Annotated in this window: 24 protein-coding genes; 20 read left to right on the top strand and 4 right to left on the bottom strand. The window is 48.3% G+C overall.

The window, feature by feature from the left end; translation table 11 throughout:
* Positions 1 to 108 precede the first annotated feature (108 nt).
* Together rho and nhaC are read left to right on the top strand one after the other, a co-directional pair.
* Positions 109 to 1365 carry a transcription termination factor Rho gene (gene rho / locus FIV45_RS17960; RefSeq protein ID WP_099474199.1) on the top strand — a complete coding sequence of 419 codons (1257 nt, stop codon included), beginning with the start codon at positions 109 to 111 and terminating at the stop codon, positions 1363 to 1365.
* 152 nt (positions 1366 to 1517) lie between these two features.
* Positions 1518 to 2987, top strand: coding sequence for a Na+/H+ antiporter NhaC (gene nhaC / locus FIV45_RS17965; protein WP_099474197.1), 1470 nt, complete (start codon positions 1518 to 1520; stop codon positions 2985 to 2987).
* An 8-nt stretch (positions 2988 to 2995) separates the two neighbouring features.
* On the opposite strand, the gene FIV45_RS17970 is transcribed toward nhaC, so the two are convergent.
* Entirely contained in the window at positions 2996 to 3466 is a 471-nt protein-coding gene (locus FIV45_RS17970) for a methylated-DNA--[protein]-cysteine S-methyltransferase (protein WP_099474195.1), read from the bottom strand.
* Positions 3467 to 3660: 194 nt separating this feature from the next.
* On the opposite strand from FIV45_RS17970, the gene FIV45_RS17975 reads away from it, so the two are divergent.
* The 13 genes from FIV45_RS17975 to FIV45_RS18035 all read left to right on the top strand — a co-directional run bounded on the left by FIV45_RS17975 (position 3661) and on the right by FIV45_RS18035 (position 16238).
* Positions 3661 to 3933: a DUF6489 family protein gene (locus tag FIV45_RS17975; RefSeq protein ID WP_099474193.1), complete on the top strand. Its 273-nt coding sequence runs from the start codon at positions 3661 to 3663 to the stop codon at positions 3931 to 3933.
* A gap of 32 nt (positions 3934 to 3965) precedes the next feature.
* Entirely contained in the window at positions 3966 to 5321 is a 1356-nt protein-coding gene (mnmE, locus tag FIV45_RS17980) for a tRNA uridine-5-carboxymethylaminomethyl(34) synthesis GTPase MnmE (protein ID WP_099474191.1), read from the top strand.
* Positions 5322 to 5544: 223 nt separating this feature from the next.
* Positions 5545 to 7419: a tRNA uridine-5-carboxymethylaminomethyl(34) synthesis enzyme MnmG gene (mnmG, locus tag FIV45_RS17985; RefSeq protein WP_099474189.1), complete on the top strand. Its 1875-nt coding sequence runs from the start codon at positions 5545 to 5547 to the stop codon at positions 7417 to 7419.
* Entirely contained in the window at positions 7412 to 8065 is a 654-nt protein-coding gene (rsmG, locus tag FIV45_RS17990) for a 16S rRNA (guanine(527)-N(7))-methyltransferase RsmG (protein ID WP_099474187.1), read from the top strand. The genes mnmG and rsmG overlap by 8 nt, the downstream gene beginning before the upstream one ends.
* Before the next feature lie 16 nt (positions 8066 to 8081).
* A complete protein-coding gene (locus FIV45_RS17995; RefSeq protein ID WP_099474185.1) occupies positions 8082 to 8891 on the top strand; it encodes a ParA family protein in 810 nt (269 codons plus the stop codon).
* Positions 8892 to 8924: 33 nt separating this feature from the next.
* On the top strand, positions 8925 to 9842 hold the full coding sequence (locus FIV45_RS18000) for a ParB/RepB/Spo0J family partition protein (RefSeq protein ID WP_099474183.1): 918 nt from the start codon (positions 8925 to 8927) through the stop codon (positions 9840 to 9842).
* 241 nt (positions 9843 to 10083) lie between these two features.
* Entirely contained in the window at positions 10084 to 10554 is a 471-nt protein-coding gene (locus tag FIV45_RS18005) for an SUF system Fe-S cluster assembly regulator (RefSeq protein WP_165777055.1), read from the top strand.
* A gap of 36 nt (positions 10555 to 10590) precedes the next feature.
* Entirely contained in the window at positions 10591 to 12045 is a 1455-nt protein-coding gene (gene sufB, locus FIV45_RS18010) for a Fe-S cluster assembly protein SufB (protein WP_099474179.1), read from the top strand.
* Between the two features lie 54 nt (positions 12046 to 12099).
* On the top strand, positions 12100 to 12855 hold the full coding sequence (gene sufC / locus FIV45_RS18015) for a Fe-S cluster assembly ATPase SufC (protein ID WP_099474177.1): 756 nt from the start codon (positions 12100 to 12102) through the stop codon (positions 12853 to 12855).
* A 25-nt stretch (positions 12856 to 12880) separates the two neighbouring features.
* Entirely contained in the window at positions 12881 to 14197 is a 1317-nt protein-coding gene (gene sufD, locus FIV45_RS18020) for a Fe-S cluster assembly protein SufD (protein WP_165777054.1), read from the top strand.
* Entirely contained in the window at positions 14194 to 15426 is a 1233-nt protein-coding gene (locus tag FIV45_RS18025; RefSeq protein WP_099474173.1) for an aminotransferase class V-fold PLP-dependent enzyme, read from the top strand. The genes sufD and FIV45_RS18025 overlap by 4 nt, the downstream gene beginning before the upstream one ends.
* Positions 15427 to 15437: 11 nt before the next feature.
* Positions 15438 to 15905, top strand: coding sequence for an SUF system Fe-S cluster assembly protein (locus FIV45_RS18030; RefSeq protein ID WP_099474171.1), 468 nt, complete (start codon positions 15438 to 15440; stop codon positions 15903 to 15905).
* A gap of 9 nt (positions 15906 to 15914) precedes the next feature.
* On the top strand, positions 15915 to 16238 hold the full coding sequence (locus FIV45_RS18035; protein WP_099474169.1) for a HesB/IscA family protein: 324 nt from the start codon (positions 15915 to 15917) through the stop codon (positions 16236 to 16238).
* 5 nt (positions 16239 to 16243) lie between these two features.
* On the opposite strand, the gene FIV45_RS18040 is transcribed toward FIV45_RS18035, so the two are convergent.
* From FIV45_RS18040 to FIV45_RS18050, 3 genes are all read right to left on the bottom strand, one after another.
* The gene (locus FIV45_RS18040) at positions 16244 to 18760 is read right to left on the bottom strand and encodes a patatin-like protein (protein ID WP_099474167.1); all 2517 of its coding nucleotides are present in this window, start codon (positions 18758 to 18760) and stop codon (positions 16244 to 16246) included.
* A 71-nt stretch (positions 18761 to 18831) separates the two neighbouring features.
* Entirely contained in the window at positions 18832 to 19365 is a 534-nt protein-coding gene (locus FIV45_RS18045; protein ID WP_099474166.1) for a SixA phosphatase family protein, read from the bottom strand.
* Positions 19366 to 19399: 34 nt separating this feature from the next.
* Entirely contained in the window at positions 19400 to 19582 is a 183-nt protein-coding gene (locus FIV45_RS18050) for a DUF1674 domain-containing protein (RefSeq protein WP_099474164.1), read from the bottom strand.
* Between the two features lie 94 nt (positions 19583 to 19676).
* On the opposite strand from FIV45_RS18050, the gene htpX reads away from it, so the two are divergent.
* The 5 genes from htpX to purH all read left to right on the top strand — a co-directional run bounded on the left by htpX (position 19677) and on the right by purH (position 26295).
* Entirely contained in the window at positions 19677 to 20591 is a 915-nt protein-coding gene (gene htpX / locus FIV45_RS18055; protein WP_099474162.1) for a zinc metalloprotease HtpX, read from the top strand.
* A gap of 98 nt (positions 20592 to 20689) precedes the next feature.
* Positions 20690 to 22012: an RsmB/NOP family class I SAM-dependent RNA methyltransferase gene (locus FIV45_RS18060; protein ID WP_099474160.1), complete on the top strand. Its 1323-nt coding sequence runs from the start codon at positions 20690 to 20692 to the stop codon at positions 22010 to 22012.
* Positions 22013 to 22050: 38 nt separating this feature from the next.
* The gene (gene rpe / locus FIV45_RS18065; protein WP_099474158.1) at positions 22051 to 22722 is read left to right on the top strand and encodes a ribulose-phosphate 3-epimerase; all 672 of its coding nucleotides are present in this window, start codon (positions 22051 to 22053) and stop codon (positions 22720 to 22722) included.
* 110 nt (positions 22723 to 22832) lie between these two features.
* Positions 22833 to 24575 carry a heparinase II/III family protein gene (locus FIV45_RS18070; RefSeq protein ID WP_099474156.1) on the top strand — a complete coding sequence of 581 codons (1743 nt, stop codon included), beginning with the start codon at positions 22833 to 22835 and terminating at the stop codon, positions 24573 to 24575.
* A 118-nt stretch (positions 24576 to 24693) separates the two neighbouring features.
* A complete protein-coding gene (gene purH, locus FIV45_RS18075) occupies positions 24694 to 26295 on the top strand; it encodes a bifunctional phosphoribosylaminoimidazolecarboxamide formyltransferase/IMP cyclohydrolase (protein WP_099474154.1) in 1602 nt (533 codons plus the stop codon).
* The last annotated feature ends 15 nt before the right edge of the window (positions 26296 to 26310 follow it).

Consider the following 26310-nt stretch of genomic DNA (forward strand, 5'->3'; position numbering starts at 1 on the left):
TCCATCGTTACTTCAGTTTTAACGACATAATTTTATCATTAAGCCCCCCTGCGGCGCCTCTTATTATATCCTTTACCCTTTTAAACAATCCGATCTGGACCTATCCTTATGAATCTTTTGGAACTCAAAAAGAAATCCCCTAGCGATCTTCTGATCCTGGCTGAAGAGCTTGGTGTTGAAAATGCGAGCAATTTACGTAAACAAGACATGATGTTCGCCATCCTGAAAGCCATGGCGGAAAAAGGCGAGGAGATCACCGGAGGCGGTGTGATTGAGGTTTTGCAAGACGGGTTTGGATTTTTGCGCTCTCCTGAGGCCAACTACCTACCGGGTCCCGATGATATTTATGTTAGCCCGAGCCAGATCAGACGCTTTGGTCTGCGCACAGGGGATACGGTCGAAGGCCATATCCGCGGTCCAAAAGAAGGGGAACGTTATTTTGCATTGCTGAAAGTTTCGACCCTTAACTATGAAGCTCCGGAAGCGAGCCGTCATAAAGTTCACTTTGACAGTCTTACCCCGCTTCATCCTGATGAAAAATTCAAACTTGACCGTGAAGACCCAAGCGTCAAGGATAATTCAGCCCGGGTTATTGATCTGGTGTCGCCGATCGGGAAAGGCCAGCGCGCGGTAATCGTTGCCCCGCCCCGCACAGGTAAAACCGTTCTTCTTCAGAATATCGCTCACGCATTGACAGAAAACCATCCGGAGCTTTTCCTGATCGTATTGTTAATTGATGAGCGTCCGGAAGAGGTGACCGATATGCGTCGGTCTGTGAATGGCGAAGTGATCAGTTCTACTTTTGACGAGCCAGCAACGCGCCATGTGCAAGTGGCTGAAATGGTGATTCAAAAAGCAAAACGCCTGGTAGAGCATAAGAGGGATGTCGTGATCTTGCTTGATAGTATTACACGTCTTGCTCGAGCCTATAATACAGTTATTCCAAGTTCCGGTAAGGTTTTGACAGGGGGTGTTGATGCCAATGCCCTGCAACGGCCAAAAAGATTTTTCGGGGCGGCGCGTAATGTAGAAGAAGGGGGATCTTTGACCATTATTGCAACGGCGCTGATTGATACCGGAAGCCGTATGGATGAAGTCATTTTTGAAGAGTTTAAAGGAACCGGTAACTCTGAAATCGTTCTGGACCGTAAGGTCAGCGACAAACGTGTCTTCCCGGCGATTGATATTACCAAGTCCGGGACACGAAAAGAAGAAGTTCTTCTGGATAAATCTACTTTGGCGAAAATGTATGTTCTGCGCCGGATCCTCATGCCTATGGGATCTGTTGACGCTATGGAATTCCTGCTGGGTAAAATCAAGGATACCAAAAATAACGATGAATTTTATAATTCAATGAATAACTAAATGTTGCCAATTTACATTTTAGATTAAACAGGAAAGCGCCTTGATAGGGCGCTTTTTTTTTGTGTGTCACAAGTTTCTATACTTTTGAAGATCTCTTGCTTATAGTTTCCGGATAAAAAAGAAAATAAATCAAAACATGGGATAGATCATTCATGTCAGTTGAGCAAAATTCAGCGCAAAAAGTTAGCTTGTTAGCGTCGATTATTCCAGTAATAACCCTGGTGGGATTGTTGATCATATCTGTTTATTTATATGGCGATGATACCCAGAGCGGAGCAAGTCAAATGTCGCTGTTAATGAGCGGCGGGGTGGCTTTGCTGATTGGCAAATTCTATGGCTTTAAGTGGCGTGAAATTGAAAAAGCCATTGCCCATGGGGTGGGCAATACCATAAATGCCATTCTTATCCTTCTTATGGTAGGGGCCTTGATTGGAACGTGGGTTTTGTCTGGTACCGTCCCGGCAATGATTTATTACGGGCTTCAGGTTATTAATCCGGATTTCTTTTATTTTACGGCCTGTGTATTATGTGCCATTACAGCAATCAGTATTGGCAGCAGTTGGTCAACAGCCGGGACAGTTGGCGTCGGGTTGATCGGGATTTCAGCCGGTCTGGGCCTTTCTCCTGAAATTACTGCAGGGGCAATTATTTCAGGGGCATACTTTGGCGATAAGATGTCCCCGTTATCGGACACAACAAATCTGGCGCCTGCAGTAGCCGGAACAGATTTATTTACCCATATTAGACATATGATATGGACGACGGTACCGGCCATTAGTATTGCATTAATTCTGTATCTGATTATTGGTTTGAACACGGAAACCGCGGCAGTGAATATTAACATTCAGGATAGACTGAATGTTTTGGACCAGAATTTTAATATCGGGTTACATCTTTTAATTCCTATGGGGATTGTTTTTTATCTGGCTTTTAAGCGTTATCCCGCCTTTCCCACAATAATGATTGGCGCTTTAGTGGGGGGCATATTTGCTGTTATTTTTCAACAGGACACGATTTTAAGTTTTGTGAAAGCGGACTATGTGACGGCGGTGAATTTATTTGACGGGGTATGGCGTGCCTTGTTCGGGGGATATACGGCTGATACCGGGAATGCGGATATGGACAGCTTGCTCAGCAGAGGCGGTATGGCAAGCATGTTAAATACGATCTGGCTTGTGATATCAGCAATCACTTTTGGGTCTATTATCGAAAAGCTAGGCATGTTGAGGCGTATTGTCGATAGTACGATACATTTGGCGCAAACGACGGGATCGCTGATTTTGACCACGGCGTTGACTTGCATCGGTATTAATATTTTGGCGGCGGATCAATATATTTCGATTGTTCTACCGGGGCGCATGTATCGGCTGGAATTTAAAGAACGGGGATTGGCGTCTAAAAACCTATCGCGTGTCCTGGAGGATACAGGGACGGTGACTTCTGTTCTGATCCCCTGGAACACCTGCGGGGCCTTTATGGCCGGTACGTTGATGGTCTCCACATATGCGTATTTTCCTTATTGCTTTTTCAATATTATAAGCCCGTGTGTTTCCATCTTGTACGGCTATCTTAATTTTAAAATTGAAAAAATAGATGCCGCAGAAGAAGCACTGGCAGAATAATAGTGGTATCAGAGCAAAGTATCTCTTTGAGGAGATGTAGCGCGTTCGAGATCTAGAAGAAAACGCTTGGTTTCTACACCTTCTCCGCCTGAAAAGCCGGTTAGCTTTCCATTCTGTCCCATGATGCGATGGCAAGGAATTAAAACAGGGATGGGGTTCATACCACAAGCTGTTCCGACGGCGCGCGCATGGGAGCCGAGTTTTGCAGCAACTTCGCCATATGTCATGGTCTTGCCGTAGGGAATTTTCTGCATGATTTGCCAGACCTGTTTTTGGAAATCTGTACCGGTAGTGGCCAGGGGGGCTGAGAAACTTGGATTTAATCCGTCAAAATAATCATCCAGTTCGGCTTTACAGGTTACAAGAAGCGGAGTTTCTTCAGAGAAAGGCGACCATCCCCAATCAAGAGACACGATATAACCATCCTCTTCGCTTATTGTTAAGTCGCCAATCGGGCTGTGGAAGGAGAGCTGGGCCATATTTTTCTTTCTCGCTGAAAATGTTAGTGTTGTTTAACTTAAATATGCGATATGGGCAATTCTTTGTATATATATCTAATAGATATATTTAGGGCTGTTAAGCTGACACCTGTCGTGTTTTTTATTATAGGGTAGGATTTTTGTCAGATATACTGTAACCAGACCACTCAAAATTTTTCAAGGGAATGATAACCATGAAGATCACCATTGATATTGATTGCAGCCCGACAGAAGCGCGGGCATTTTTGGGGTTGCCTGATATAAAGCCGCTTCAGGATGCTTTTATGGCGCAGATGCAGGAAAAAATGGCTTCAGGCCTGTCTGCAGAAGACCTGGAAAAGATGTTTAATCTGTGGATGAAGCCAGGGTTAAGCGCTACAGGGGAAACCATGGGGCAAAATATGCAGAAAAACATGGAAGCCTTTCAAAGCATGTTCTGGCAGGCCGCCAAAGGCAATAAAGAGTAAGAACAGTAAAATTTACTAGGGCAAAAGATAGAATGAGTACAGAAACTATTTATGCGCTTTCCAGCGGTAAAGGCCGGGCTGGAGTTTCAGTTATTCGCCTGTCAGGTCCAGAAACCCGTGCGGCGGTTTTAAAACTAACTGGGCGAAAGGTCATGCCTGTTTCACGTGAAGCACACCTATGTTGGTTTCGGGATCCTTTGACAAATGTGCGCCTGGATCATGGATTACTGCTTTATTTTGAGGGGCCGAAAAGTTTTACCGGCGAGGATGTTGCTGAATTTCACATTCACGGAGGGCGGGCTGTTGTAGGTGGTTTTCTCGACGCTTTAGCAAAAGTTGAAGGGTTGAGATCGGCGCTTCCTGGCGAATTTACACGACGGGCTTTTGATCATGGCAAAATGGATTTAACCGCAGCCGAAGGGCTGGCGGATTTGATCAATGCTGAAACCGAGGCCCAAAGGCGACAGGCGTTACGCTTAATGGAGGGAAGCCTGGCCACCCTTTATGAAGGATGGCGCGCTGAAATAATTCATGCGATGGCCTATCTTGAGGCGGATATTGATTTTGCCGATGAGGAGGTACCCGATGATGTAGCCGAGCAAGTTGCGCCTATTGTTGAAAAACTGCGTGCCAAGATTATTGACCATATGGGTGATGGTTTTAAAGGAGAGCGCATTCGTGATGGTTTGCAAGTAGTGATTCTTGGCGAACCTAATATTGGAAAGTCTACTTTACTGAATTTTCTTTCTCGCCGGGACGTGGCTATTGTTTCCGATATAGCAGGAACGACCCGGGATGTTTTGGAGGTCCATCTTGATATTTCGGGCTTTCCAGTGACAATCGTCGATACGGCGGGCATCCGTGAGAGTGGAGATGTCATAGAGGCTGAAGGCATCCGTCGGGCAGAAAGCAGAGCAGAAAAGGCTGGTATAAAAATTATTATGGTTGAAGCGGCTGCCTGGCCTCAGATGCCGGAAAGACTGAGCCGTCGGGTAGATGGCGACAGTATTATTTTGCTGAATAAATCTGATCAGGCGGTGTTGGGTGATCAGATCCCGAAGCCTTATGGGCTGGATTGCATTGCCGTCTTACCGGTGTCAGCGAAACAAGAAGAGGGGACTTCTGAATTTTTACAGCTGCTGTCTGACGAAGTTGAAAAACGAATGGAGCTGACGGATACGCCAAACCTGACCCGGGGGCGCCATCGGGAAGCTTTGTATAACTGTCTTGAGCATTTGGACCGTTTCAGGGATGGTTCGGGAAAAGAACTGGTTCTTTTGGCGGAAGATCTGCGTATGGCGGCGCGTAGTTTGGGCGCTATTACTGGGCGCGTTGATGTTGAAGATATTCTCGACGTAATTTTTTCAGAGTTTTGCATCGGTAAGTAAAAACTAATGTAGCGCTATAAATATAGACGCTTTCGGGTCGTTAACATTTTGTTAATCTTTTATGTTCCACGTGAAACATTACAAGAGCGGTATGATCGCTCTTTTAAGCCCTTATCAAAATCAGGCTTTGACTTTATTTTATGAAAAAACTAGAGTCCGTCCTTCGCTTGGATCGGACTGTGATGCTTAAGCGATTCATACTGGTTTATCAAGGTGTTTTTACATGTTTCATTATGACGTTATTGTAATCGGGGGCGGGCATGCCGGCTGTGAAGCCGCAGCGGCTTCCGCGCGTTTTGGGGCAAAAACATTGTTGATTACCCATAAAATGAATACCATCGGTGAAATGTCCTGTAATCCGGCGATTGGCGGTCTGGGTAAAGGTCACCTGGTGCGAGAAATTGATGCTCTTGATGGTGTGATGGGCCGGGTGATTGATGATGCGGGTATCCAGTTTCGAATGTTGAATAAGCGTAAAGGTCCCGCAGTGCAGGGGCCGCGGGCCCAGGCGGATCGTAAACTTTACCGGCAAGCCATGCAGGACTTGATTATGAATTACCCTTCTCTTGATGTGAAGGGCGCTGCGGTTGAAGATTTGATTGTGGAAAAACAGGAAACTGGTCAAATTGTTTCCGGTGTTATTACGGGAGAGGGCGAAGAGATTCGCGCGGGGCGGGTGATTTTGACGACCGGCACATTCTTACGCGGCATGATTCATATTGGCGATCAGCAGATTCCAGCCGGGCGGGTTGGGGAGGCGCCTTCGTTGGGATTGTCGGAAACCCTTTTACGGGCGGGTTTTACCCTGGACCGGCTGAAAACCGGAACACCAGCCCGGCTTGATGGTAAAACCATTGACTGGTCTGTTTGTACGGTGCAGCCAGGGGATACGCCGCCGGTACCGTTTTCCTTTATGAATAGAAGTATTTCAGTACCGCAAATTCCTTGTCATATTACGTATACGACCGAGAAAACCCATACAATCATCAGGGATAACCTGGCAAAATCGGCGATGTACAGTGGTAATATTGAGGGAGTGGGGCCACGCTATTGCCCTTCTATAGAAGATAAAGTGGTACGCTTTGCCGACAAAACCCAGCACCAGATTTTTCTTGAACCGGAAGGTCTTGATGATGATACGGTTTACCCCAACGGTATTTCAACGTCACTGCCGGAAGATGTACAACATGCTTTCATAAAAAGCATTCCCGGTCTGGAAAATGTGATCATAAAGCAATGTGGATATGCCATCGAGTATGACTTTGTTGATCCACGTGAATTGCGTGTAACTCTTGAAACAAAAAAACTGCCCGGCCTCTACCTGGCTGGCCAGATCAATGGCACTACAGGATATGAGGAAGCGGCAGCACAGGGATTGGTAGCCGGCTTTAATGCGGCCCGTGCGGCGGGGGGATCGTCAGAGTTTATCCTTGACCGTGCGGATGCCTATATAGGAGTTATGATTGACGACCTGGTGACGAAAGGGACACGGGAGCCTTATCGTATGTTCACCAGCCGGGCGGAATACCGATTACGATTGCGGGCTGATAATGCGGATCAGCGACTGACACCACTTGGCAAAGAATATGGCGTGATTGGTGCCGAGCGGCAGGATGTCTTTGATCGGAAGGTCGGGGAATTGGACAAATATACGGCAATGGTTGAGGGATTTAGTCTTAGTCCCAGTAAGGCACAGGGCTTTGGTTTGAAGATTAATCAGGACGGGGTTCGACGGTCGGCAAAAACCTTGTTGTCCTATCCTTCTGTTTCTATGACAGATTTGGTGAAGGTCTGGCCGGAGCTTGGAAAAATACCGGCAGAAATTGTGGAACAAATAGAAATAGATGCCACCTACAGCGCCTATCTCTCACGGCAGGAGGCCGATATTCGAGCATTTCGTAAGGATGAAGACCTTCTTCTGCCAGCGGATCTGGATTATGCAGAAATCGGTGGGTTGTCTAACGAGGTTCGAGAGAAGCTGGTTCACGCCAAGCCAGCTACATTGGGTTCTGCTGCACGAATTTCAGGGGTAACACCGGTCGCGCTTAACAGTTTGTTGCGGTTTGTTAAAAGAAAAGAGAACAGAGCGCATGTCTGATCATGATTATCCAGCCCACTTTACGGAAGAACGTTTTTTCAATGTCAGTGGTGTTTCACGTGAAACCATGGAAAATATCCGAAAATATGCGAATCTGCTGGTTAAATGGCAGAAACAGATCAATTTGGTCAGCGATTCTACGTTACCTGACCTGTGGACGCGACATGTTTATGATAGTTTTCAGCTAAAACAACATTTCGACGCGGATCGAATCGGGAAACTGACGATTTTGGATATTGGCAGTGGTGCAGGCTTTCCCGGTCTGTTACTCTCTATGTGTCGCATCGGTGATTTTCACATGGTGGAAAGTAACAATAAAAAATGCGCGTTCATGCGGCAGGTCATCCGGGAAACTCAATGCCAGGCCACCATCCATAATGAACGGGCAGAGAAACTTTCTTCTTTCCCTGTGGATTATATCATTTCACGAGCTTGTGCGTCGCTCGACAAGTTATTTGATTTGAGCCGCAACTTTATATCTGATGATACCATTTGTCTGTTTTTAAAAGGTCAAATTGCGGAACAGGAAATAGCCGAGGCAAGACAAAACTGGGACTTTCAAGTTGAAAAGTTCACAAGCGCGACCGAAGAAACCGGTATGATACTCAAAGTCAGTCATATAAAGGCTTTGAGTGTTGTAAAATAAGGGAGTTGAGAAGGTTATGTCCACACAGTTATCCACAGGCTCGAAGAGAACGGAAATCATTGCGCTCGCCAATCAAAAAGGGGGTGTGGGCAAAACCACGACCACGATAAATTTGGCGACAGCTTTGGTTGCGGCCAAGAAAAAAGTACTGATTGTTGATATGGATCCCCAAGGTAACGCCAGCACCGGTATTGGAAGTGCCCGTGATAATCGAGATAACAGTGTCTATGAAGTTCTTATGGGAGAAATCGAAATTTCCCAGGCGATTGTAGAGTCTATTGTGCCAGGGTTATCTTTGGTGTCTTCAACGGTGGATTTGGCTGGCGCCGAACTCGAGCTCGTAGCGGAAAGTCAACGCACCTATCGACTGCGTAAAGCACTACAGGACCCCGTGATCGATCAGTTCGATTACGTTCTGATTGATTGCCCGCCCTCTCTAAGCCTTTTGACCCTTAATTCCTTGGCAGCAGCGCATTCAGTGATTGTGCCGTTGCAGTGTGAATTCTTTGCACTGGAGGGTTTAAGCTTGTTGTTGCGGACCATTGAGACAGTGAAAGCCAACTTTAATCCGGCTTTGGAAATTGAAGGCGTTGTTTTGACCATGTTTGATGGCCGCAATAACCTGTCTGGTCAGGTCGCCAATGATGTCCGCGGTCATTTGGGACAAAAAGTCTTTAAAACGGTTATTCCCCGCAATGTACGGATTTCCGAGGCACCGTCACATGGCAAACCTGTATTGCTGTATGACTATAAATGCACCGGGAGTCAGGCCTATATCCGATTGGCTTCTGAGTTGTTACGTCGGGAATCTGTTAAGGCTGCTTAAAATACTAAATTAAATTCTAGGAATGCGTTTCACATGACAACAAAAGAAAAAACAAGCAACCCCAAAGGGTTAGGGCGTGGTTTATCCGCATTACTTGGTTCTACGGATAAAGAGTATGCCGATATTTCGGCGGGTAATGTGCCGCGCGATAGAGAATTGCCTATTGAATTTCTCGTACCAAATCCTTATCAGCCGAGGTTTTATTTCGATGAACAGAAATCGGCTGATTTGATACAGTCGATTAAAGACCGGGGAATCCTCCAACCACTTTTGGTACGGCAGCGAGGAGATCTTGACGAGTATGAAATTATTGCGGGGGAACGGCGTTGGCGCGCGTCCCAGGCAGCAGGATTACACCGTGTCCCGGTGATTATTCGGGAAATGTCCGATGGCGAAGCGCTGGAAATTGCGCTGATTGAGAATATCCAACGCCATGACCTGAGTCCGATTGAGGAAGCTCTTGGATATAAACGCCTGATGGAAGAATTTAATCATACCCAGGAACAATTGGGCCATATTGTCGGAAAAAGCCGCAGCCATATTGCCAATATCTTACGTCTTTTGGCCTTGCCGGAAACGGTCCAGGCCCTGGTGGGAGAAGGTAAATTGAGCATGGGCCATGCGAGAGCCTTGATCACGGTAGAGGATGCAGATGCCGTGGCACAAAGAATTCTCAATGAAGGCCTTAGTGTACGGCAGGTTGAGGCCATTTCAAAAAAGAGCAAAGGCATCACTAAACCCCGGGCAAAAACCCCGGCGGTGTCAGATGTCTATAAGCTGGACAAAGATGCGGATACATTGGCATTGGAAAATGATCTCTCTTTGGCGCTTGGGCTTAAAGTCTTCATTGAATTTAACAATGATGAAAGCGGGGAATTACGACTCCACTATAAGACTCTGGAGCAGTTAGATGACGTTTGTCAGCGACTAAGTGCCCGGGAAGGCTTTTAAAGAAGAACTTTTTCTACTTTTACTTCATGTGAATTAGAAGTTAAAATATTGATATATAATAATATTATTATTACTTTAAGCTTAAAATGACCAAATTGGTCCGATTAGCATTGACTTTCGTATCTATAACGCCCATTTAATAAAGTACCAAACTGGTATGGATTAAGGGATGCAAGGCTTTTGTGGATAGAAAGCCTAATCTCTTTGCCCGGAAAATCCATTTGGCGAGATGGGATTAGAGATGATAAAACTTTCAAATCTGGCTGATTACGCCGTAGAGCTTATGTGTTGCATTGCGCTGAAACCTGAAGAAGTTCATTCTTCTGCCGGGTTATCTGCCATGACGCAGATACCATTACCGACCGTCAGTAAAATTCTTGGCACGATGGTGCGCGCAAACCTTTTGGTTTCCCACCGAGGATTAAACGGCGGATTTGCGCTGGCGAAAGCGGCGAATGATATCACCATCACCCATATTATCGAAGCCGTAGACGGGCCGGTTCAACTGACAAACTGTCTGGGCGACCACGGCGCGTCAGATTGTGATCGGATACAGGCCTGTGGTACACGTAGCCAGTGGTACAGAATTAACGAGGCGGTAAAGGATGCGCTTGGCAGCGTATTACTGTCTCATATGATTGAGAGTGTCCCGGATTTTGTCGGGGACGGGCGGATGGATGATCTGCCTTTGATCGAAAAATCAAGACATTAGCATCGGCATAGGCCGGTGGCGTAAGGAGGTAACCAGATGGTTGCAACGGAAGAAGCTCAACAGACTGTCGAAGATGTAACAAGTGAGTATAAGTACGGTTTTGTTACGGATATTGAGACAGACCGGGCCCCTAAAGGTCTGAATGAAGATGTTATTCGTTTTATTTCGGCCAAGAAAAAAGAACCTCAGTGGTTACTGGACTGGCGTCTGAAGGCCTATGCCAAGTGGTTGACCATGGAAGAACCGACGTGGGCGATGGTGGATTATCCGGAGATCGACTTCCAGGACATTTATTATTACTCTGCGCCGAAATCTTCGGAGGATGGGCCACAAAGCCTGGCCGATGTGGACCCGGAATTGCTGAGAACATATGAAAAACTGGGAATTTCCCTTCAAGAACAAGAAGTTCTGGCGGGAGTTGCGGTTGATATTGTTTTTGATAGTGTATCTGTGGCGACCACGTTTCGCAAAAAGCTGAAAGAAGCCGGGATTATATTCTGCTCAATTTCCGAGGCGGCTCACGATTACCCGGAACTGATGCAGAAGTATCTTGGATCCGTGGTTCCGGTGGCCGATAATTTTTATGCGGCCCTGAATAGTGCAGTTTTTACCGACGGCACCTTTGTTTATATTCCCAAAGGGGTGCGTTGCCCCATGGAACTCAGCACATACTTCCGCATTAATGAAGCCAATACAGGCCAGTTTGAGCGGACGATCATTATAGCAGATGAAGGATCTTATGTTTCTTATCTCGAGGGCTGTACCGCCCCGATGCGGGATGAGAATCAGTTGCATGCCGCCGTTGTAGAATTAGTGACACATGATGATGCGGAGATCAAATATTCGACGGTACAGAACTGGTATCCGGGTGATAAAGATGGCAAAGGCGGGATTTATAATTTTGTCACAAAACGCGGGGCCTGTCGGGGGAAAAATTCGAAGATCTCCTGGACCCAGGTGGAAACCGGTTCTGCAGTCACGTGGAAATACCCCAGTTGCTTGTTGATCGGGGATAATTCGGTCGGCGAATTCTATTCTGTCGCCATTACAAATAATCACCAACAGGCCGATACCGGCACGAAGATGATTCATATTGGAGAAAATACTTCTAGTACGATCATATCCAAAGGCATCAGTGCCGGAAAATCCCAGGCCACCTATCGTGGATTGGTGAAAGTTATGCCTGGTGCTGAAAATGTGCGCAATTTCACTCAATGTGACAGCCTGTTGATTGGCGATCGTTGTGGCGCCCATACGGTGCCTTATATTGAGGTGAAAAACCCTACAGCCCATATAGAACATGAAGCGACAACGTCGAAGATCAGCGATGAACAGCTGTTCTATTGTCAGCAGCGCGGTCTTGAAACCGAGGATGCTGTAGCGTTGATTGTAAACGGCTTTTGTAAAGACGTGATGCAACAACTCCCGATGGAATTTGCTGTGGAAGCCCAAAAATTGCTGGGAATCAGTCTGGAAGGTAGTGTTGGCTAAGGCTACTTGATTGGCGTTGAGACAAGAGTAAAATCGAGATTAAAGAGATAAAATATGTTGGAAATTAAGAACTTACGGGCCACAGTTGGCGGCAAGGAAATCCTTAAAGGGGTAAATTTAACCATTAATGACGGGGAAGTTCACGCTATTATGGGGCCGAATGGGGCCGGTAAAAGTACTTTGTCCTATGCTATTTGTGGAAAAGACGGTTATGAAATTACTGATGGATCAGTAATTTATAATGGTAAGAACCTTCTGGATATGGAGCCTCATGAGCGGGCGGGTGAAGGCCTTTTCCTTGGTTTTCAATATCCCGTGGAAATCCCCGGCGTATCCAATATGACATTCCTGCGTACCGCATTGAACAGTCAGCGGCGGTACCGTGGCGAAGAAGAAATTTCTGCCGTTGATTTTCTGAAACTTGTACGCAGCTGCGCCAAGGATCTGGATATGGATCCGGAAATGCTTAAACGGCCGGTCAATGTGGGGTTCTCTGGTGGGGAAAAGAAACGCAACGAAATGGTTCAGATGGCGGTTCTGGACCCGAGTTTGGCGGTTTTGGATGAAACGGATTCCGGGCTTGATATTGATGCGTTGAGAATTGTTGCGGACGGGATTAACCGTTTGCGGGGCGCAAAAAAGTCGATTTTGATGATTACCCATTATCAGCGCCTGCTGGATTATGTTGTTCCGGATATGGTGCATGTTCTGGCCAAGGGCCGGATTGTGAAATCCGGCGATAAGAACCTGGCGTTGCAACTGGAACAGGATGGTTATGCCGGTCTTGGAATCGAAGAAACTGCTGCGTAAAACGGATTATGAAGGGTCATTTGAGATGGCAATGAAGTTACATTTGGATAATCCGGCACTGCGGGATACTTTTGAGTCTGTGAAGGAAACGTTGCCCGGGGCAGGGCAGGATTGGGTGCTGGATACCCGTCAGGCGGCGATGGATAAATTTACGATGGTCGGCATACCGGGGCCGAAGGTTGAAGAATGGAAATATACCCGGCTTGGTTTTTTGACGTCTGAGGGTTTTGCACCGGCGACGCAAGAGGATCACGCAGAGGAAATAAAACAGTATTTTGATCAAGCTTATCGTCCTGATCTGGCGGGACATGTTCTGGTTTTTGTCAATGGCATAATTAACCAGAATCTGTCCTTCTGCCCGTCTGATCGTGAAATTGACGTGGCTATTTTTTCTGAAAATACGATAGAATTCAGAGGCACGTTGGTTCCTGTCGAAGATTCGTCGCCGTTGAATAATCTTAATAGGGCGCTGGTCACCGATGGGTATCATATTGATGTCCCCGCTGGAAAGACGTTAACCCATCCTGTACAAATCATCCATATCGTGACACGCGGTACTGACTTGCAGGCTGTGCGGACCCGTGCCCAGGTCAATGTTGGCGCCGGCGCCAAAGCGGAAATTATTGAAAGTTTTCTTGGGGCTGAAGGAGAGCGGTACTGGAGCCATATGGTCAGCGACATAATACTGGCCCCCAAGGCCGAGTTGTCACTGTACCAGTTTCAGCTTCAGGGACGTCAGGCCATCCATATGACCGAATTGCACAGTAGTGTTGCGGCGGAGGCCAAATTCAATCAAATGAGCCTGCAGCTTGGGGCTGAAGTCAGTCGCACCGAATTGATCAACAGTTTCACCGGCGAGAATGCTGTGGTGGATTTACGCGGTGCATATCTTGGCCGGGTGAAGCAATCTCATGACATTTTTACCCGTATCAATCATGATATGCCCCATTGCAACAGCAATCAGCTGTTCCGCGGTGTTCTGGACGAGGGCGGGACTTCGGCTTTCCAGGGCAAGGTCGTTGTGGCTCAGGATGCACAAAAGACAAATGCCGATCAATCGAACAAAAATCTTTTGCTCAGTCGTAAAGCGGAAGCCAACGCCAAGCCGGAATTACTGATCTATGCCGATGATGTGAAGTGTAGCCATGGGGCAACGGTCGGAGAACTGGATACGGACCAGTTGTTTTATCTGAAGTCCAGAGGACTGGATGAAGCGGCGGCCAAAGGACTTTTGGTGGAAGCCTTTATTTCTGAAGTGTTTGACGATCTCTCGGATGACAAGCTCAAGGACAGCTTTAAGGCTAAGACGGCCGGCTGGTTAAATACGCAGGTGGTGTCATGACGTCAAAAGTGAATTATAATGTGGAGGAAATCCGCAAGGACTTTCCCATATTCGAACAGGAAATTTATGGTAAGCCGTTGACGTTTCTGGATAGCGGCGCCAGCGCCCAGAAACCACGGGCAGTGCTGGAGGCTATACAGACCTGTTACGCCAAGGAATATGCCAATATTCATCGGGGGGTTTACTATCTGTCTCAGGTGGGCACGCAGAAATATGAAGATGCCCGGGGGAAAATCAGGAATTTCATAAATGCCAAACATGATCATGAGATCATTTTTGTGCGTGGGGCGACAGAGGCGATCAATCTTGTGGCGCAAAGCTGGGGCCGTAAGTTTCTTAAAGCCGACGATGAAGTTGTCTTAAGCCGTATGGAGCACCATTCCAATATTGTGCCGTGGCAGATATTGCGGGATGAAAAGGATATTGTCCTGACGGTGGCCCCTATTGATAATAAAGCCAACTTTCTTTTTGATGAGTTTGAAAAACAGTTGAGCGAAAAGGTCAAGTTGGTCGCGATTACGCATATTTCCAACTCGCTTGGCACCATAACGCCTCTTAAAAAGATTATTGAAGCGGCCCACAAGGTTGGGGCCAAGGTTCTGGTGGATGGGTGTCAGGCTGTGCCGCATATGCGGGTTGATGTACAGGCGCTGGATGCGGATTTTTATGTTTTTTCAGGTCATAAGGTTTACGGCCCAACCGGGGTCGGGGTTTTATATGCCAAGGAAGAGTTACTTAATGCCATGCCGCCGTATCAGGGGGGAGGCGATATGATCCGTTCTGTTACGTTTGAAAAAACGGTTTATAATGATCTGCCGCATAAATTTGAGGCCGGGACCCCCCATATTGCGGGTGGAATCGGTTTTGGCGCTGCAATCGATTATCTCGAGAATTTGGGCTTTGACAATATTGGTGTTCACGAAGATCAATTGTTGGCCTACGCACTGGAAAGATTACAGGCCGTGGAAGGCCTGAACATCATCAGTCAGGCGGACCAGATGGCGGGAATCATTTCCTTTACCATGGATTTGGCGCACCCTCATGATATTGGTACGATCCTTGATCAGGATGGTATCGCCATAAGAACAGGGCATCATTGTGCCCAGCCGGTGATGGATTTCTTTGATGTTCCGTCGACCGCGCGGATGTCGTTAGGACTTTATAATACAACTGAAGATATTGACCGGCTGATCGAAGGATTGCACAAGGTCAATCGCATTTTTTCTTAAAAGGTGCAAATATGAGTTTTTTGAAGAAATTTTTGCAAGACGAACAGGATGAGAGCGTGGAAGAGACCCCAGAAAAAACACCTGAGACAACTTTACCAGAAACTGGCGCGGAGGTGACGTTGGCACCATTGTCTGCTGCCGGAGAATACCAACTGCCTTTGTCTGAAGATACCCGCAAGGACGTTCAGGAACAGGTGGTGGCGCAATTGCGCGAGATATACGATCCGGAGATTCCGGTTAATATCTATGAATTGGGTCTGATTTACGAAGTGAATGTCTCGGATGACGCCAATGTGGAAATTATCATGACCTTGACCACCCCCCACTGTCCAGTGGCGGAAAGCATGCCGGGCGAGGTTGAGCTGAAAGTCATGGGCGTTCCTGGGGTAAAGGGGGCCAATGTGGAGCTTGTTTGGGACCCGCCATGGACCATGTATATGATGAGCGAAGCGGCACGTCTTGAAATGGGATTTATGTAGGAGAAACCGATGATTACAATTACCGAAGCAGCGGCAGCCCGTGTTCAGGAAATTTTAGCCAGCCGGGATACGCCATGTCATGGTGTTCGTTTGGGCACCTCGACCAAAGGCTGCAACGGCTTGTCCTATACAGTGGAATATGTTGATCAGATTAATCCGACTGATGAAAAGATTGAAGACCGGGGCATTACCTTGTTTATTGATGCCTTGTCCGTGATTTACCTGATTGGCAGTGAAATGGATTATAAGGATGAGAAGTTTCAAAGTGGGTTCACCTTTTCTAACCCCAATGAAAAAGGTCGATGCGGTTGCGGAGAAAGCTTCCATGTATAGGGCGTTTACAGGTTATTGACCTTTTCCCTGATTTTGGTAATCAGGTCGGAGGCTTCCTTCAAGTATGGCTCCTCCACATCAAGAATGGTGGTGAACGCTTTTTTCTTAAGACTCTGGATATTCAGTTTATGATGAAGACCGGAATCTTTGGCCTGATTATATAAAAGATCAATCAGGCGTTCGGCGCTGTTTAACCGTCCCCAGAGATAATCATTTTCCCGGTCAGCACGGCTGAAAAAAGCGCCGAACCCTCCCATTGCAGTACCACAGAGCGGAAGATGATCTTTGTCCCCATTAATCACGGATTTATCTTTGGGGCTGATCCGGTTAATTTTAATTTCGTCGAATTCACCGAGTTCCTTTGATCCCATGATGGAGAATGTGGTGACATCCCAAAATGAAAACCCAATGTAACTCACGGCCAGGCTTTTGGCTAAATCACTTTTCCAGGGGGTTTTTGTTTGTTCGGCTATCAATTGGTCGGCTTTGTTTTTATATTGATCCAGATTTAGAACATCTGCCAGCTGATTGAGTACGGCTTGAATGCCAGGCATATAATCTTCCAGGTTTTTTGTGATTTCGTTTTCCTGAATATGATCATCAAGGTTTAATTTCAGCAAAGGCTGGAAAGTTGCCCTCAGGTATTCTTTGATGGTAAAGGGGATGTTGGCAGGTTCGGCGCAACTTGAAAGCTCTTCCAGCAGGCCATATAGGGTTTTTTTGAGTTCATCCAGCTTTTTTGCATCTTCCGGGCAAAGGGAATAATGAGTGTTTAGGTCTTTTATGATAAATAACAAACGACGCCGTTGATATTTGATATCGAATTTGGTGAGAAAAAATCCCCAGGATGGCATGTTCTCCTGATGATCTTGTTTCTGAATGAGGCCTTTGACCCAATTCATCAGGCCTGATGCACTCTGCTCTTCCAACCTGTTTTGGTAATCGGAAAAATCAAATTTATCCCGGAAAGCCATATTATGCAGTATGTTGAACAGGCGGCGGCGGAGGTGTGTCCCACTGCTGAAGCCGCAGATGTCCCCGATAATATTGGTTAGGTTAGCGACTGTATTACGTACTTTAAGCCGGGCATAACCACCATAAGAGTAACCGGCGTCGGTTACGGACCTGATATTGGCGATGACCCGCAAATATTCAATTTCCTGTGCTGTGGAAATTGTATTGAGGCGTTCGCCGGAAATATCAGAAACCAATGCTTCGATCTCCGGCTTGGCAGTGTCAATGACTGTTCGAATTGTCCGGATTTGTTGATTATAAGTTTGAATGTCCATCAGGTCATCATGCATGGGTTCATTCATGGGAATGTCTGACAGGGCCCCTTTAATTGTATTCAAGGGAGAGGGCGGCGCGCCTGTTGGCGTGACCAAAAGTTTTTCCGGATTTGGATCTATATAAATTATACGTCGTTCTACTTCCCGAAAAGCGGGCCGGCCTTGAATGGCGCTGATTGCCTGGTCAAAGGGTTTGTTATTCAGAATGCTGCCATCAAGGAAGGATGTGGCCATGGGGTCGAGATTGGCCCTGGCATATTCGCGGAAGTTATGCTTGATAAATTGCGCCTTGGCTGTCCATTTTTTCCCTTTGTTTTTCATGAAGTGATCAACTTCACGCAGCTGGGCCGGGGGAAAGGCGCCGGGGAAACAGGCTGTGGCGCGGGCGGCGAAACTCAGGCCCGGTATCCCGGAAACATCGAAATCTGAAGTAATGTTATGAGGATTTTGGGTATCCTCACCAGGGTGGTTTTCCTTATTGAGATAAGAAAAATGCAGTTTATGGCGATGTTCACGTTCCTGTATTAAAGGGGGATCGTTCAGGGGAATGACGCGGTGAAACCCAAAATAGTCGGTTACGGTGACATAAAGATCGAGGCGATGTCCATAGGGCATCAAAGAATGATGCTTCACCTCACCCATTTGGCTCAGACTGTTATACATCAGTCCAAGAAAATGCTGGCCATCAAAAGGCGGTTTTAGTTTCCAGACATTCATAAGGGCGGGTAATTTCAGTTTTACCTGTTCGGCAAGAGGCGTTTGACCTAGATATTTTGAGCTGAGGTAATGGATGAGAGGCTTGGAAAAAACTTTATCAAGACGACCAGCGGGTTTTTTATCGCCAACCAGACGGCTGACATCAGCCTCTTCCAGCCAGTGATGGCGCAAATGGTCCATGCTCAGATCATGGGCCAGCGCCCGCCCCAGAAAAATGCTGTTCATGCCGCCGGCAGAAGCGCCGGCGATGACATCAACAATAACTCTGAGGTCCATATCCGGGGCCAGCGCCTTCAGGATATCAAAATAGACCAGTTCCGTGTCCGGTTGATCAATCAGATCTTCATTGGGGTAAATATAGCGTTTGCGGCTTTCACTATTGATGTCAGGCTCGTTGTGAAAAGCTTTTGAGGCGCGGGCCAGTTTCAGAATTTCCTTGGTTGCACCATGAATATATATGGCCAGCGAAATGCCGCCGAAACAAACCAAGGCAAGGCGTAATTCTTTTTCTTTCATAATCTTAATCCAAAAATCGGCAGGGCCGTGTCTTTATTAAGCTAATGCAGACATGTGAAATACTGGTTAAGTTATTGAGTATCTTGCAGGTTACCTTCTTCTTTCTTGCGGGCGTCTGAAGCAACAAAGCCACAATAAAGTTGTCCTGTGTTACTTTTTAGGTCAGCCCAGTCGGTAATATCAAAATCAAGAATGACCAGACACCCGGTTGGAAATTCCCTCAGGCGCTGATCTGTTGCGGGGCGGTTAATGAGACTGTGAAATAACGTGGCGATTCCAGGGTTATGACCAATGATCATGGCGGTTTGAATGCCGCTGTCCAGACAGTGCAGGTGGTCGAGCAGGGTTTCGGCAGAAGCAAGATAAAGCTTATCGTGAAAAGATGTTTTTATATGTGGTATATTGTCACCTTGGCAGAGGCAGTCGCGGGTTTCCCGGGTGCGTTTTGCGGAAGAACACAGAATATGGTCGGGTAAAAGAGCTTTTGTGGTTAAAAGTTTGCCAAGCCATACTATATCCTTCACACCCCGAGGGGCCAGGGGGCGTTCAGGGTCCGTATTGCCGAAGCCAGCTTTGCCGTGACGCAACAGAAATAATCGCTTCATAACACATCCCTTTCATAGGTCATCAATCATAGGCTCAAAAGTCTGAAATGATGCCACTGTTTTCCCAGTCGCCATAACGGGTTGGCTCCGGCCCTTCCCGGCCCCCGTATTCAGTGGGCCGTGCAAGGGGGGTATCTCCGTCTTTTCCTGACCGAGCATCATCCTTCTCAGCACTGGCGGGGGATGTTTTTGGGTCGTTATTTTTTGGAACACTCATGGGTCAAACTCTTGTTAAAAGGGATTTTGCTCTCCATATATAACAGGAAGTATGGGGGAGACACTAGGATAGAATGCTTTAGAGGATCTATAAAATGGGATTTTTTAAGACCTCCTTGCTGTTAGCGGCAATGACAGGCTTGTTTCTGGCGGTGGGGTTCATGATTGGCGGACAGTCAGGGATGATATTTGCCTTTATCTTTGCATTGGGCATGAATGTTTTTGCTTATTGGAATTCTGACAAACTGGTTCTGCGTATGTATGGGGCGGAGGAAGTGCGCCCGGATACCACGCAGCCTACTCTGCAGGCGTACTACCGAACGGTTGAAGGATTGGCTCGACGGGCAGCACTACCGATGCCCAAAGTTTATGTCATTGCCAGTGAACAGCCGAATGCCTTTGCCACAGGACGTAACCCTGACAATGCGGCGGTGGCGGCCTCCCGGGGGTTGTTGCAGATTTTAAACCGTGAAGAAGTGGCGGGTGTTATGGCACATGAGCTCTCTCATGTGAAACACCGGGACACTCTGACCATGACGGTTACGGCGACGCTTGCAGGGGCGATTAGTATGCTGGCCAATTTCGCTTTGTTTTTCGGGGGGAACCGGGATAATCCATTGGGGTTTGTCGGGGCGCTGTTGATGATGATTCTGGCGCCGTTAGCGGCGCTTCTGGTTCAGATGGCCATCAGCCGTAGCCGTGAGTATGAGGCTGACCGTCGCGGGGCGGAGATATGTGGTCATCCGTTGTGGTTGGCTTCGGCTTTGGAAAAATTACAGAAAGCCAGCCGACAAGTACCTAATACGATGGCGGAGCGTAATCCGGCGACGGCACATTTGTTTATTGTCAATCCACTGAGCGGAGAGCGGATGGATAACCTGTTTTCCACCCACCCTAATATGGATACGCGGATCAAACGTCTTCAGGGTATGGCGCGGGCCCCATCTTCAGGGCGCGCATCAGTGCCGACCAGCGCTAAAAAGACACCTAATAAGGGACCATGGGGCTAAGCGGGCAGTTTCTGCTTGGCAGACCCGGGGGCTTATGTTACGCCCCTTTTTAAGACTTTTCCGGATTCCCCGGGAGAAGAGCGTGAGTATGAAGTGATATGGCAAATGACCTGATCGGCCGCTGGGCGGCCCTGGCCTTTCTGGAAAGAATTCTGGATGAGCATTTGCCGCTGGATCAGGCATTTGAACAGACCTGTCGCTTTTACGGCGATAAGCTCACGGTTCAGGACAGGGCCTTTGTGCGCCATCTTGGCACAAGCTGCTTACGTCATCTGGGTCAGCTTGATGCCATGATAAATCATTGCACAACAACAAAATTGACCAGCAAGAAGAAAACGGTTCGCAATATTCTGCGGTTGGCAATCACACAATTGCTATACATGCAGGTACCGGCCCATGCGGCGGTGAATTCGGCCGTTAAAATGACGGATAAACAAAAAAACAGTTCTGATCGGCACGCTAAAGGAATGGTCAACGCTATTTTGCGCCGCATTGATCGGGAACAGGAAAAATTCTCGACCAAATTTTCTCCAGGGCTCAATATTCCCAAGTGGCTGAAGGCCAGCTGGGTGGCGCGTTACGGATCTGGGCAGGTTGATGATATGGCGGTGGCGCTGCTGGCGGAGCCGCCGCTTGATTTTAGCCTGAAAGATCAAACAGCAGCCAAGCAATGGGCTGAAAAACTTGGCGGAATAGAACTGCCGAATGGTTCGGTGCGGGTCGAGAAGGCGGGGCCCGTGGCTCAGCTTGATGGTTATGAAGAGGGCCAGTGGTGGGTTCAGGATACGGCCGCCAGCCTTCCGGCAACACTATTGGGGGCAAAGTCGGGGGATCGGGTGCTGGATCTTTGTGCGGCTCCCGGAGGCAAGACAGCACAGTCACTGGCTAAAGGATGTCAGGTGACCGCGGTGGATCAGTCGGCGCGGCGATTGCGGCGATTTGAAGAAAATATGTCCCGGTTGGGCTTCTCCTGTGAGACGGTGGTGACAGACGCCGCGACGTATTCACCGGACGAGCCGTTTCCTTTTATCCTGTTGGATGCGCCGTGCAGTTCCACGGGGACCATGCGCCGCCATCCGGAGGTGAGCCGTATGCGGGGCCCTCTGGACATCACGGCACTGGCGGAAATTCAGAAAAACCTGTTAGATGCCGCGATTTCCATACTGCCTGTGGGGGGCAGGTTGATTTATTGTGTTTGTTCATTGCAGACGGAAGAGGGGCCGGATCAGATAGCGGCTTTGTTGAGCCGGAATGAAAAGATTCAGCGTGTTCCGATCACGGCAGATGAGCTTACAGGTTTTGGGCAGGCGATTATGGATAACGGTGATGTGCAAACCTTGCCCCATCATAATCCTGCGGCTAATATACCGGGCGGCATGGACGGCTTTTTTATCAGCCGGCTGACGAAAACATCAGACTAATAACTTTCAATTCAAGATTTTGATATTTAGGGAATCTCATGCAACAACATACCAGAATTGCCCCTTCCATTCTTTCTGCTGATTTTGCCCGGCTGGGCGAGGAAATTGCCGCCATTGATGCGGCCGGGGCGGATTATATACATGTAGATGTGATGGACGGACATTTTGTCCCCAACATTACCATTGGCCCCGCCGTGGTGAAGGCCATAAGACCGTTCAGCGACAAAATCTTTGATGTGCATTTGATGATTTCTCCGGTGGATGCTTATATTGAAGACTTTGCCAATGCCGGGTCTGATATTATTACCATTCATGCAGAAGCAACACCGCATTTTCACCGTACGATTCAACTGATAAAATCATTGGGCAAACGGGCGGGTATTTCCCTCAACCCCGGAACACCAGTGGAGGTTCTGGACCATGTGATGGATATGGTAGACCTTATTCTGGTGATGAGCGTTAACCCGGGGTTCGGGGGGCAAAAATTCATCGTCAATCAATTGCAGAAGATCAAGGCGGTCCGGCAGAAAATTGACGTTTCTGGTCGTCATATTGATCTACAGGTAGATGGCGGGATCACAGCAGAGACGGCTGAATGGGTTGTGGATGCCGGGGCGGACCTTTTGGTTGCAGGAACCGCGAGTTTCACCGGCGGCCCGGCGTGTTACGCCAAAAATATTCGGGCGTTGCGCGGGAGTAAAGAAGAATAGGCTGTTCCACAGGAATATCACAAATCTGCCTTAATTCCCCACGCAACATATGTTAGGCTGCGCTTTCGCCTGATTTTCCTAACTTTGAACCGGAACAGAGATAAGCTTCGATGTCGCAAATTCGCCGTCACTCAGACACGCCACTCACGGCCAAGGTACAGAAACGTCTGAAAAATGTGGTGAAAAAAGCCAGTTACAGCAGCCGTTATCATGAGCTGCGCCTGAAAGGAAAACATCCTTTGCGGCTACTGGGGACGCCGAAAGATCCGTGGGCCGGCTCCATCGCCGCAGGGTCCCATATTATTTCCAACCGGTTTTATTGTGAGGGGCAGATTCTGCGTAATCCCGCCCACGATACTGGTGCATGGGAAGGGGGTGAAATCTGGCAGGTGGATACTCTGGATCAAAAATGGGCCGAACATTTACATAGTTTTTGCTGGCTTCGTGATCTCAACCGGGTGGTCGATCGCAATGCCGCCCGACGTCGGGCCATGGACCTCATGCGCCATTGGTTGGCGGAATTTGATCAATGGCATGATCTGACCTGGTCGCCGGACATCATTGGGCGCCGTATCATCAACTGGATGGCCTATGCCCCGTTGATTCTCGACAGCAATGACTTGATCTACCGCAGCAAGCTGCTCAATTGTCTCGCCCGCCAGGCCCGGCATCTCTATCATTCCTCTGATGATTATGGACGAGGCTTACCGCGCATGCGGGCCATCGGGGGACTTATTTTAGCCGGACTTTATATCCCTTACGGGGAAAATTGGCTAAAGCGCGGCACACGGTTATTGCAGGAGGCCTTAACCACCGAAATTCTGCCAGACGGGGGTGTCGCCAGCCGCAATCCGGAAGACCTGTACCGGATTTTACGCGGCTTACTGGTGGTGCGCGCTTCCTATAAAGCCATGGGGCATGACGTGCCGTCGGGATTAACCCCAGCATTGGCCCGTATGACGGCATTGTTGAAAAGTCTGATCCATGGGGATGGCCGTCTGGCCCTTTTTCATGGGGCCAGCGAACAAAACGCTCAGGATATGGCGGCGACGATCGCTTTTTCTGATGCAGATGCCGACCAGGAGACAGGGGTGGTTTGTCTTGATGGTGAACAAAGTGGCTTTAGACGACTTGAGCAGGAAGGAACTGTAATTATTGCCGATACAGGACCGCCGGCCGAGGTTGAGGTGAGTTACAATGGCCATGCCAGCACCCTGTCTTTTGAACTCAGCCAGGGCCCGCACCGTATCATAGTCAATTGTGGGTGCGCGAGCTCTCTGCCGGATATGCCGGATATGGATTTGTACAAGTTGTCTCGCTCAACAGCGGCGCATTCAACGGTGGTTCTGAATGACAAGAATTCCAGTGCCTTGCGCAAGGATGGTTTGATTGGCGATGGGCCGACGCTGGTGACCAGTGACCGCACAGAAGAAAAAGGTCATCATCTGTTAGATATGAGCCATGACGGTTATCAGGTTCGCTTTGGGGTCACCCATTATCGCAGTCTCTATCTCAATGATACCGGTCTTGATATCCGCGGCGAAGATCGTTTGCAGCGCCGGATGTTACAAACCTCGGATAACCTTAAAGCGCCGCATTTTGATATCCGCTTTCATGTTCATCCTGATGTCACGGTATCGCTGCAGAGTGGCGATGACAAAGTTCTATTGCGGTTGCCGAATGGTGATTACTGGCAATTCCAGTGTGCCGGTGCGTCTCTTGCCCTGGAAGAAAGTATCTATCTTGGGGAAGTGGCGCGGCTGCAGAACTGTCGACAAATTGTTCTCTCGGGGACAGCTGCTGATCCGGAAACCGTGGTAAAATGGTCACTGCGGCGCATTGAACGGCATTGATTGCGGGAATAGTGGTTTTTTACTTGCCTGAAGGCGGGTGATCCAGTAGGACGCAAGGGAAATATTCTCTTTATAATGTCTTTACAGGTCAAGACGCTGTTATTTTAAGGAATCCATTATGTCGCCAGCCCCCACAACTCCCATCAAACGCGCCCTGCTTTCCGTATCGGATAAAAACGGGTTGATCGAATTCGGCCAGTTTTTGAGTGACCAAGGGGTGGAGATCCTCTCTACCGGAGGATCAGCCAAAGCGTTGGCCGATGCTGGCATTGTGGTTACTGAAGTGTCCAGTCACACCGGCTTTCCTGAAATGATGGATGGTCGGGTGAAAACCTTGCATCCTAAAATCCATGGCGGGCTTCTGGCCCTGCGCGATAACGATACCCACGTTAAAGCCATGACTGATCACGATATTGCCAATATTGACCTGCTGGTGGTTAATCTTTATCCCTTTGAAGAAACAGTAGAAAAAGGGGCGGACTTTGACACCTGCATCGAAAACATCGATATTGGCGGTCCGGCGATGATCCGGTCTGCCGCGAAGAATCATAAGTTTGTAACCGTTGTTGTTGAAGCCAGAGATTATGAAGCAGTGAAGGCATCCATGTTGGAAAATAACGGTGCGACATCTGCTGACTTGCGCCGTGCATTGGCGGCCCGGGCGTATGCCCGCACGGGGTCTTATGATGCCGCTATTTCGGCCTGGTTTGCCGCACAACTGGGCGACAGCTATCCCGACCGGCTGAACGTAACCGCCACCCGCAAGCAAACGTTGCGGTATGGTGAGAACCCGCATCAAAATGCAGCCTTCTATGTTAGCCGCAGCGCAACCCCCCGGCCTGGTATTGCGACAGCCCGCCAGATACAGGGGAAGGAGTTGAGTTATAATAATCTTAATGACACTGATGCCGCCTTTGAGTTGGTCAGTGAGTTTGATGCGGCTTCCGGACCGGCTGTGGCCATTATCAAACATGCCAATCCTTGTGGTGTGGCCCAGGCTGCGACCATGAAAGAGGCCTATAATCAGGCGTTGCTATGTGATCAGACCAGTGCCTTCGGCGGGATCATTGCCCTGAATAGTACATTGGACGGTGCGACTGCTGAGGAAATCTCCAAGATTTTTACTGAGGTCGTGATTGCGCCTGACGCAGATCAAAAGGCGCTGGAAATTCTCGCTGCCAAGAAGAATTTACGTTTGTTGCTTACAGGCGGTCTTGCTGATCCGCGCGCCGTGGGGCAAACCATTAAATCAGTTGCGGGCGGCTATCTTCTGCAGGACCGTGATAATGGTAAGGTAACATTAGACGACTTGAAGGTGGTGACGGAACGTCAACCAACAGAACAGGAACTGAAAGACCTGTTGTTTGCCTTCACTGTTTGTAAGCATGTGAAGTCCAATGCAATTATATATGTCAAAGATGGCGCAACTGTCGGGATTGGCGCGGGTCAGATGAGCCGCGTCGACAGTGCCCGGGTCGCGGTCCGGAAGGCAGAAGACGCTAAAGAGGCCGCCGGGTTCCCAGAAGTTCTGACCAAGGGCTCGGTGGTTGCATCCGATGCTTTCTTCCCCTTTGCTGATGGTTTGATCCATGCCGCAGAAGCGGGGGTTACGGCGGTCATTCAACCGGGGGGTTCCATGCGGGATGACGAAGTGATTGCTGCGGCTAACGAACGTGGTCTGGCTATGGTGATGACCGGCATGCGCCATTTCCGCCACTAGGGGCAGAAATAAAAG

The sequence above is a fragment of the Paremcibacter congregatus genome (assembly GCF_006385135.1).
Classification (GTDB): domain Bacteria; phylum Pseudomonadota; class Alphaproteobacteria; order Sphingomonadales; family Emcibacteraceae; genus Paremcibacter; species Paremcibacter congregatus.

Excerpts from the sequence above, each read along its gene's own strand:
- rho (WP_099474199.1), top strand. The coding sequence starts at position 109 with ATGAATCTTTTGGAACTCAAAAAGAAATCCCCTAGCGATCTTCTGATC.
- nhaC (WP_099474197.1), top strand. The coding sequence starts at position 1,518 with ATGTCAGTTGAGCAAAATTCAGCGCAAAAAGTTAGCTTGTTAGCGTCG.
- FIV45_RS17970 (WP_099474195.1), bottom strand. The coding sequence starts at position 3,466 with ATGGCCCAGCTCTCCTTCCACAGCCCGATTGGCGACTTAACAATAAGC.
- FIV45_RS17975 (WP_099474193.1), top strand. The coding sequence starts at position 3,661 with ATGAAGATCACCATTGATATTGATTGCAGCCCGACAGAAGCGCGGGCA.
- mnmE (WP_099474191.1), top strand. The coding sequence starts at position 3,966 with ATGAGTACAGAAACTATTTATGCGCTTTCCAGCGGTAAAGGCCGGGCT.
- mnmG (WP_099474189.1), top strand. The coding sequence starts at position 5,545 with ATGTTTCATTATGACGTTATTGTAATCGGGGGCGGGCATGCCGGCTGT.
- rsmG (WP_099474187.1), top strand. The coding sequence starts at position 7,412 with ATGTCTGATCATGATTATCCAGCCCACTTTACGGAAGAACGTTTTTTC.
- FIV45_RS17995 (WP_099474185.1), top strand. The coding sequence starts at position 8,082 with ATGTCCACACAGTTATCCACAGGCTCGAAGAGAACGGAAATCATTGCG.
- FIV45_RS18000 (WP_099474183.1), top strand. The coding sequence starts at position 8,925 with ATGACAACAAAAGAAAAAACAAGCAACCCCAAAGGGTTAGGGCGTGGT.
- FIV45_RS18005 (WP_165777055.1), top strand. The coding sequence starts at position 10,084 with ATGATAAAACTTTCAAATCTGGCTGATTACGCCGTAGAGCTTATGTGT.
- sufB (WP_099474179.1), top strand. The coding sequence starts at position 10,591 with ATGGTTGCAACGGAAGAAGCTCAACAGACTGTCGAAGATGTAACAAGT.
- sufC (WP_099474177.1), top strand. The coding sequence starts at position 12,100 with ATGTTGGAAATTAAGAACTTACGGGCCACAGTTGGCGGCAAGGAAATC.
- sufD (WP_165777054.1), top strand. The coding sequence starts at position 12,881 with ATGGCAATGAAGTTACATTTGGATAATCCGGCACTGCGGGATACTTTT.
- FIV45_RS18025 (WP_099474173.1), top strand. The coding sequence starts at position 14,194 with ATGACGTCAAAAGTGAATTATAATGTGGAGGAAATCCGCAAGGACTTT.
- FIV45_RS18030 (WP_099474171.1), top strand. The coding sequence starts at position 15,438 with ATGAGTTTTTTGAAGAAATTTTTGCAAGACGAACAGGATGAGAGCGTG.
- FIV45_RS18035 (WP_099474169.1), top strand. The coding sequence starts at position 15,915 with ATGATTACAATTACCGAAGCAGCGGCAGCCCGTGTTCAGGAAATTTTA.
- FIV45_RS18040 (WP_099474167.1), bottom strand. The coding sequence starts at position 18,760 with ATGAAAGAAAAAGAATTACGCCTTGCCTTGGTTTGTTTCGGCGGCATT.
- FIV45_RS18045 (WP_099474166.1), bottom strand. The coding sequence starts at position 19,365 with ATGAAGCGATTATTTCTGTTGCGTCACGGCAAAGCTGGCTTCGGCAAT.
- FIV45_RS18050 (WP_099474164.1), bottom strand. The coding sequence starts at position 19,582 with ATGAGTGTTCCAAAAAATAACGACCCAAAAACATCCCCCGCCAGTGCT.
- htpX (WP_099474162.1), top strand. The coding sequence starts at position 19,677 with ATGGGATTTTTTAAGACCTCCTTGCTGTTAGCGGCAATGACAGGCTTG.
- FIV45_RS18060 (WP_099474160.1), top strand. The coding sequence starts at position 20,690 with ATGGCAAATGACCTGATCGGCCGCTGGGCGGCCCTGGCCTTTCTGGAA.
- rpe (WP_099474158.1), top strand. The coding sequence starts at position 22,051 with ATGCAACAACATACCAGAATTGCCCCTTCCATTCTTTCTGCTGATTTT.
- FIV45_RS18070 (WP_099474156.1), top strand. The coding sequence starts at position 22,833 with ATGTCGCAAATTCGCCGTCACTCAGACACGCCACTCACGGCCAAGGTA.
- purH (WP_099474154.1), top strand. The coding sequence starts at position 24,694 with ATGTCGCCAGCCCCCACAACTCCCATCAAACGCGCCCTGCTTTCCGTA.